This window comes from Modestobacter sp. SYSU DS0290 (genome assembly GCF_054050955.1).
Window position 1 is genome coordinate 149709 of the sequence record NZ_JBJHAI010000008.1, and the last position, 6614, is coordinate 156322.

General features: G+C 76.9%; 4 protein-coding genes, 1 tRNA gene, 1 other RNA gene and 1 pseudogene. 4 read left to right on the forward strand and 3 right to left on the reverse strand.

Going from position 1 to position 6614, the window contains the following annotated elements:
• Positions 1 to 135 precede the first annotated feature (135 nt).
• Both ACI795_RS09700 and ACI795_RS09705 read right to left on the reverse strand, forming a co-directional pair.
• Entirely contained in the window at positions 136 to 1812 is a 1677-nt protein-coding gene (locus tag ACI795_RS09700; protein WP_457075284.1) for a serine/threonine-protein kinase, read from the reverse strand.
• Positions 1813 to 1849: 37 nt separating this feature from the next.
• The gene (locus ACI795_RS09705; protein WP_457075285.1) at positions 1850 to 2197 is read right to left on the reverse strand and encodes a hypothetical protein; all 348 of its coding nucleotides are present in this window, start codon (positions 2195 to 2197) and stop codon (positions 1850 to 1852) included.
• A 140-nt stretch (positions 2198 to 2337) separates the two neighbouring features.
• Between ACI795_RS09705 and ACI795_RS09710 the strand changes: the two genes are divergently transcribed.
• Positions 2338 to 2422: transfer RNA gene (locus ACI795_RS09710), tRNA-Ser, on the forward strand.
• 66 nt (positions 2423 to 2488) lie between these two features.
• Here the strand turns inward: ACI795_RS09710 and ACI795_RS09715 are convergent.
• Positions 2489 to 3310: pseudogene (locus ACI795_RS09715) on the reverse strand (DMT family transporter); the annotation flags it as partial.
• A 66-nt stretch (positions 3311 to 3376) separates the two neighbouring features.
• Between ACI795_RS09715 and ffs the strand changes: the two are divergent.
• From ffs to ACI795_RS09730, 3 genes are all read left to right on the forward strand, one after another.
• Positions 3377 to 3472, forward strand: an RNA gene (ffs, locus tag ACI795_RS09720) — signal recognition particle sRNA small type.
• Positions 3473 to 3536: 64 nt separating this feature from the next.
• Positions 3537 to 4205 carry a YceI family protein gene (locus ACI795_RS09725; protein WP_457075286.1) on the forward strand — a complete coding sequence of 223 codons (669 nt, stop codon included), beginning with the start codon at positions 3537 to 3539 and terminating at the stop codon, positions 4203 to 4205.
• A 59-nt stretch (positions 4206 to 4264) separates the two neighbouring features.
• Positions 4265 to 6472: a DNA polymerase III subunit gamma and tau gene (locus tag ACI795_RS09730; RefSeq protein ID WP_457075287.1), complete on the forward strand. Its 2208-nt coding sequence runs from the start codon at positions 4265 to 4267 to the stop codon at positions 6470 to 6472.
• Positions 6473 to 6614: the final 142 nt, after the last annotated feature.

Sequence of the window (6614 nt, forward strand, 5' to 3'; positions counted from 1 at the left end):
GAAGGGGGGGGGGCCCCCCCCCCCCCCCCCCCCCCCCCCCCCCACCCCCACCCCCCCCCCCCCCCCCACCCCCCCCCCCCCCCCCCCCACCCCCCCCCCCCCCCCCCCCCCCCCCCCCCCTTCTCGCACTCCGGCTCACACCGGCTCGTCGTAGTCGATGAGCAGCTGGCCGTCGTCCCCGCGCACCAGGGTGATCCGGTGCTGCTCGGGGAACCTGTCGCCGTCGGGCTCGACGTACGTCACCGGCACGGTGGCCTCGAGCGACCCGTCCCGGGCCTGCACCGCACCGATCTGCACGGAGCTGAACCGGTTCCAGAACCGGACGTAGGCCGCCCGGCTGCCGATCTCGGCCCGCAGGCTCGGCCCGGTCCGCTCCCAGGCGGCCTGCGGGTTGCCGGGCAGCAGTGCGTAGTAGCTGGTGATCGCGTCCCGCACGGCGGCGACGCTGTCCGGGGCGGGCGGCGGCGGTGCGGTCGACGACGGCGGTGGCTCGCTGGTCGGCGGCGGGGGAGTCGAGGACGGCGTGGGCGTGGGAGTGGGTGTGGGTGTGGGTGTGGGTGTGGGTGTGGGCGTCGGCTCGGGCTCCGGCGTCGGTTCCGCCGACGGCTCCGGCGCCTCGGAGGTGGTCTCCGAGGGCGGGTCACTGAGCTGCGCCGTCGGGCCCGCCGAGCCGTCGTCCCGCCCGGCCAGCGCGAAGCCGCCGCCGACGAGCCCGCCGACCACCAGCAGGGCCAGCAGGGCCACGAGGACGCGGCGGCCGGCCCGGCGGTGGGGAGGCCGCAGGGCAGCCGCCGACCGGGCGCCGGTCGGCGGCCCGGCGGACGGGGTGCCGCCGGTCGAGGCGGCCGGTGTCACCGGGGACGCGGGCGGCGTCGCGGGGGCGGGCAGCGGCCGGCCGTCGTCGTCCACCGCCCGCAGGTCGGCCAGCGTCGGGGGCAGCGCCGTCCGGGCGGCGAGCACCTCGGTGACGTCGCCGTCCTTGCCGGCCACCAGCCGCGCCAGCTGGTCGCGGACCTGGGTCATCGAGGGCCGCTTGCGCGGGTCGGAGTTCAGCATCCGCATCAGCGGCCGGCCCAGCGCCCCGGCGTGCCGGGGCCGGGAGAAGTCCCCACCGGCCACCCGGTGCAGCATCTCCAGCGGGTTCTCGGTCATCCCGAACGGCGGGGTGCCCTCCAGGCAGGCGTAGAGCGTCGCGCCGAGGGAGAACACGTCGCTGGCCACGTCGGGCTCCTGGCCGCGGGCCACCTCGGGCGCCAGGTAGGCCGGGGTGCCCTTGACCACCCCGGTCTGGGTCAGCGACACGTCGCCGGTGGCCCGGGAGATGCCGAAGTCGGTGATCTTGACCAGGCCCTCGCTGCGCTCGCCCTCGCCGATCAGCACGTTGCCCGGCTTGACGTCGCGGTGCACCACCCCGGCGGCGTGCACCGCCGCCAGGGCGTCGGCCACCTGCGCGCCGATCTGCGCCACCTGGGTCACCGGCAGCGTGCCGCTGGTCTGCAGCACCTGGGCCAGGCTGCGGGAGGGGAGGTACTCCATCACCAGCCACGGCGTGCCGCCGTCGTCGACCATGTCGTAGACGGCGACGGCGTGCGGGTGGGTGAGCCGGGCGGCGATCCGCCCCTCCCGCATCGCCGCCTCGCGGTGCCCGGCGGTGGCCTCCGGGTCGCTGCCGGCCGGGATGAGCACCTGCTTGACCGCGACCTCGCGGCCCAGCAGCTCGTCGCGCGCCAGCCACACCGCGCCCATCGAGCCGCCACCGAGTCGTGAGCGCAGCAGGTAGCGGTCGGCCACCCGGGAACCCGGAGCGGTCACCGGCGCCGTCCCGCGCAGAGCTGCTCGTGCACTGGGGTCAGGCGGAGGTCGGGGCCCCGTACCGGCGGGCGTACTCGGCCTGGGCCCCCTCGGGCAGGGCGTCGTACAGCTCGCCCAGCTCGCTCAGCGACGCCTCGGGCAGCTCGTCGAACAGCTGCGACCAGCTCGGGGGCTCCTCGTGGCTGCGGGTCAGCAGCAGCTCCCAGGCCCGGGTCTGCCGGTCGCGCTGCGCCCGCTCGGCCACCATGCCGGACAGGTAGGTGTCCTTCGCGGCGTCCTTCTCCGCGCGCGTGGCGTCGGCCGGGAGGTTGCTCGGATCGGTCTCCTGCAGGGCGGTGACGATCGCGGCCACCACCTCGGGACGCACCTGCTCGGTCTCGCTCATCGGGCTCCTCCCGGTCGCTGCGGCTGCCGGCGGTCGCCCTCCGGTGCCCACAACTCAACCACCCTCCCGGTGCGTCGGCCGGGCGGGTCGGAGGGCGGCGGCTGACGTGCGCACGGCTGCCCGGTAGAGTGCCCGGCACTGGAGGATTCGCCTAGTGGCCTATGGCGCTCGCTTGGAAAGCGGGTTGGGTGCAAGCCCTCGGGAGTTCGAATCTCCCATCCTCCGCAGGTAGAGCGCCGTCACGGCGCCGAGCATCAGGGCTCCCCCGGCCAGTGCGGTCGGGGTGAGCCGCTCGCCGAGCACCACGGTGGCCAGCGCCGTCGCGGTCAGCGGCTCGAGCAGCGTCACGATCGAGGCGATCGCGGCCGGCACCGTGCGCACCCCGGTGAAGAACAGGCCGTAGGCCAGCGCGCTGGGCACCACGCCCAGGTAGACCAGCGTGCCCAGCGCGAGCGGGTCGCCGGTCAGGTCCAGCCCCGCGGCCAGCGCCACCGGGGTGAGCAGCAGTGCGCCGAGGGCGAACCCGGCCGTCGTCGTCGGGACGCCGTCGGGCACGCCGGCCGAGGCCAGCACCACCCCGGCGTAGGCCACCGCGCAGCCGACCGCGGCCAGGGCGCCCAGCAGCACGGTGTCCCCGGCGTCCGCGCCCGCCGACACCCCGACCAGCAGCACCAGCCCGACCAGCGCCACCGCCAGGGCGGCCATCGTCGCGCGGTCCGGCCGGCCGTTCCCGAGGACGGCGCCACCGACCGCCACCAGCAGGGGGGCGAGCCCCAGGGCGACCAGGGTGGCGATGCTCACCCCCGCGGTGGCGACCGCGGCGAAGTAGGCGCTCTGGTAGACCGCCAGGCCCAGCCCGACCAGCAGCAGCCGGCGGCGCACCGGCGTGGTCGGCCGCGGTCGGGGAGCGGTCCGGCGCCGGCTGGTCAGCGCGTGCACGGCCAGCAGGGCGGCGGCGCCGATCGCCATCCGGTGCCAGGCGACGTCCAGCGGGTCGAGGTGGGTGCGCCGGGCGACCAGGTCACCGCTCACCCCGGAGGTGCCCCAGACCAGGGCGGCGAGGACGACGAGGGTGAACCCCCGGGCCGACGGGGTCGCGGCGACCGGGGGCATGGCGCGGGAGCCTAACCGGCGGCCGGAGGGGCGGCAGCCGGGCTCCCGGCGTCCTCTACAGTGGGACCCGACCCCTCGTACGGCGTCACCCCGTGAACCTCCCCAGGGCCGGAAGGCAGCAAGGATAAGCGGGCTCTGGCGGGTGTGCGGGGGGTCCCTTGCGTTCCCAGGCTCCTCCCAGGTCCGTGCGGTCCACTGGCCGCACGCCCGAGTTGAGGAGCCGGTCATGGCCCGTCGTCGCACCTGGTGGATCGTTCTCGCAGCCGTGGTCGTGGTGGTCGCCGGCGCCGTTCTCGGCCCGCTGGTCTACGCCGCACTGCAGGACGACGCCCCGCCGGCGCCCAGCGTCCAGGCGCAGCCGGAGGACGTCGAGCTGGCCACCGACACCGACGGCACCTGGACCGTCGGCCCCGGCTCCACCGCCGGCTACCGGGTCGACGAGGTGCTCAACGGCGCCGACGTCACCGTGGCCGGCACCACCGAGGAGGTCACCGGCTCCGTCGTCGTCGAGGGCGGGGACCTGGCGGAGGCGGAGGTGGTCGTCGACGTCGCCTCGATCACCACCGACAGCGACCGGCGGGACGGGTACTTCCGGGACAACGTGATGGACGTCGCCGCCAACCCGACCGCGACGTTCACCGTGACCGAGCCGGCCGACCTGCCCGAGCTGACCGGGACGCCGGTCACCGTGCCGGTGACGGGGGAGCTCACCCTGGCCGGCACGACCCAGCCGGTGACGACCGAGCTGTCCGTCGTCCGCACCGCCGAGGGCGTCGAGGTCTCCGGCGCGGTGCCGGTGGTCTTCGCCGACTTCGGCATCGAGCCGCCGAACCTGGGCTTCGTCCGGGTCGAGGACCGCGGCGCCGTCGAGCTCTTCCTCCGCCTGGCCCAGTGACTCCCGGCCTCGTCCAGAGGCTCGCCCCGGACGTCGGTGCCGGCACGTAACCTCGCGGCGTGGCTCTGGCGCTCTACCGCAAGTACCGCCCGGCGACCTTCGCCGAGGTGGTCGGGCAGGAGCACGTCACCACCCCGCTGGTGAACGCCGTCGACGGGGGGCGGATCAACCACGCCTACCTGTTCAGCGGCCCGCGCGGGTGCGGGAAGACCTCCTCGGCGCGGATCCTGGCCCGCTCGCTGAACTGCGAGCAGGGCCCGACGTCCACCCCGTGCGGCGTCTGCGCCTCGTGCATCTCCCTGGCGCCCGACGGCCCCGGTTCGATCGACGTCATCGAGATCGACGCGGCCAGCCACGGTGGTGTCGACGACGCCCGTGAGCTGCGCGAGCGCGCGTTCTTCGCCCCGGTGCACAGCCGCTACAAGGTGTACATCGTCGACGAGGCGCACATGGTCACCACGCAGGGCTTCAACGCCCTGCTCAAGGTGGTCGAGGAGCCGCCGGAGTTCCTGGTCTTCGTCTTCGCGACGACCGAGCCGGAGAAGGTGCTGCCGACCATCCGGTCGCGCACCCACCACTACCCGTTCCGGTTGGTGCCGCCGAGCACGCTGCGCGGCCTGCTGGAGAAGACCTGCGCCGCCGAGGGCGTGCAGGTCGAGCCGACGGTCTTCCCGCTGGTGGTGCGGGCCGGCGGTGGGTCGGTGCGCGACTCGCTGTCGATCCTCGACCAGCTGCTGGCCGGCGCCGGAGAGGACGGCGTCACCTACCGCGAGGCGGTGGGCCTGCTCGGTGTCACCGATGAGGCGCTCCTCGACGAGACCGTCGACGCGCTGGCCGCCTCCGACGCCCCCGGGGTGTTCCAGGCCGTCGACCGGGTGGTGGAGGCCGGGCACGACCCGCGGCGGTTCGCCACCGACCTGCTCGACCGGCTGCGTGACCTGATCGTGCTCAACGCCGTCCCCGAGGCCGGCGGCAACGGCCTGCTCGACTGCCCGCCCGACCGGCTCGACCTGATGACCCGCCAGGCCCAGGCGCTGGGCGCGGCCACGCTGTCCCGGCTGGCCGACACGGTCCACGAGGGCCTCACCGAGATGCGCGGGACGACGGCGCCGCGGCTGCTGCTGGAGCTGGTCTGCGCCCGGATGCTGCTGCCCGCCGTCGACGGCTCGGCCACCGCCACCCTGCAGCGCCTCGAGCGGCTGGAGCGGCGGATGTCGATCGCCGGCGAGCACGCCGGCCGACCGGTCGAGGCGGTCGCCCCGCCGCCGGTGGCTGCCCCCGTGCGTGAGGCGGCTGCTCCGGCGCGGGAGCCGGCCGCGCCGGTGCGCGAGCCGGCGCCGGCGGCGGAGGCCGCGGGATCCCGCCCTGCCTACGTGCGCCCGTCCCAGCGCGGATCCGCCGAGCCGGCCCGGGCCGCGGCCCCGGCTCCCGCTCCCGAGCGGCCCACGGCGCCGGCCACGGCTGCACCCGAGGGCGAGGACGGCTGGCCGGTCACCGTGCGGCCCGGCTCCGCCGCCCCGGCCCGCCCGGCCGCAGCTGCTCCGGCGGCTCTCGCACCGGCACCGCAGGAATCCCGCCGTCCTGGCGCCGCCGGCGGCGAACCGGACATCCCGCTGCCACCCGAGCCCACCGACGACGAGGACTGGCCCCAGCCCACCCGGCCGGCGGCGCAGCCCACCCGGCCGGCGGCGCCCGCGAGCCGGCCCGAGCCGCAGCGCGCGGCGGCGGAGTCCGCCCCCGCGCCGCGGGGTGGCGAGCCGACCCCGCTGGTCTCGGCCACCCCGGAGCCCGCCGCCGACAGTGGTGAGCTGACCACCGCCGACGTCCGGCGGATCTGGCCGGAGCTGATGGGCGTGGTGAAGCGGCACAAGCGCACCACCGAGGCGCTGCTGAAGAACGCCCAGGTGCACGACCTGGCGGCCGGCACGCTGACGTTGAGCACCACCTCCCCGGCGCTGGCGCGGCGGATCAGCGACGACCTGAACAAGGACGTGCTGCGCCAGTCGCTGGAGGAGCTGCTCGGTGTGCGCTGGAAGGTGCAGGCCGTCGTCGACCAGCCCGGCGCCCCGGCCGCCGGGAGCCCGCCGGTCACCCCGGAGGCCGCCCGCGCGGCCGCCGAGGCGGCGGAGACCGCCGAGGCCGCCGAGCTGATGGCCGAGCGCGACGCCGCTCCCGGCCAGGCCGACGACACCCCGGCCGTCGACGCCGAGCAGGCCGCGCTGGCGCTGCTGCGCGCCCAGCTGGGCGCCCGCCCGATCGACAGCTGACCGCCCCGGACCAGTCCTTCGGACAGTCGTGGGGGGGGGGGGGGGGGGGGGGGGGGGGGGGGGGGGGGGGGGGGGGGGGGGGGGGGGGGGGGGGGGGGGGGGGGGGGGGGGGGGGGGGGGGGGGGGGGGGGCCGGCGCCGCC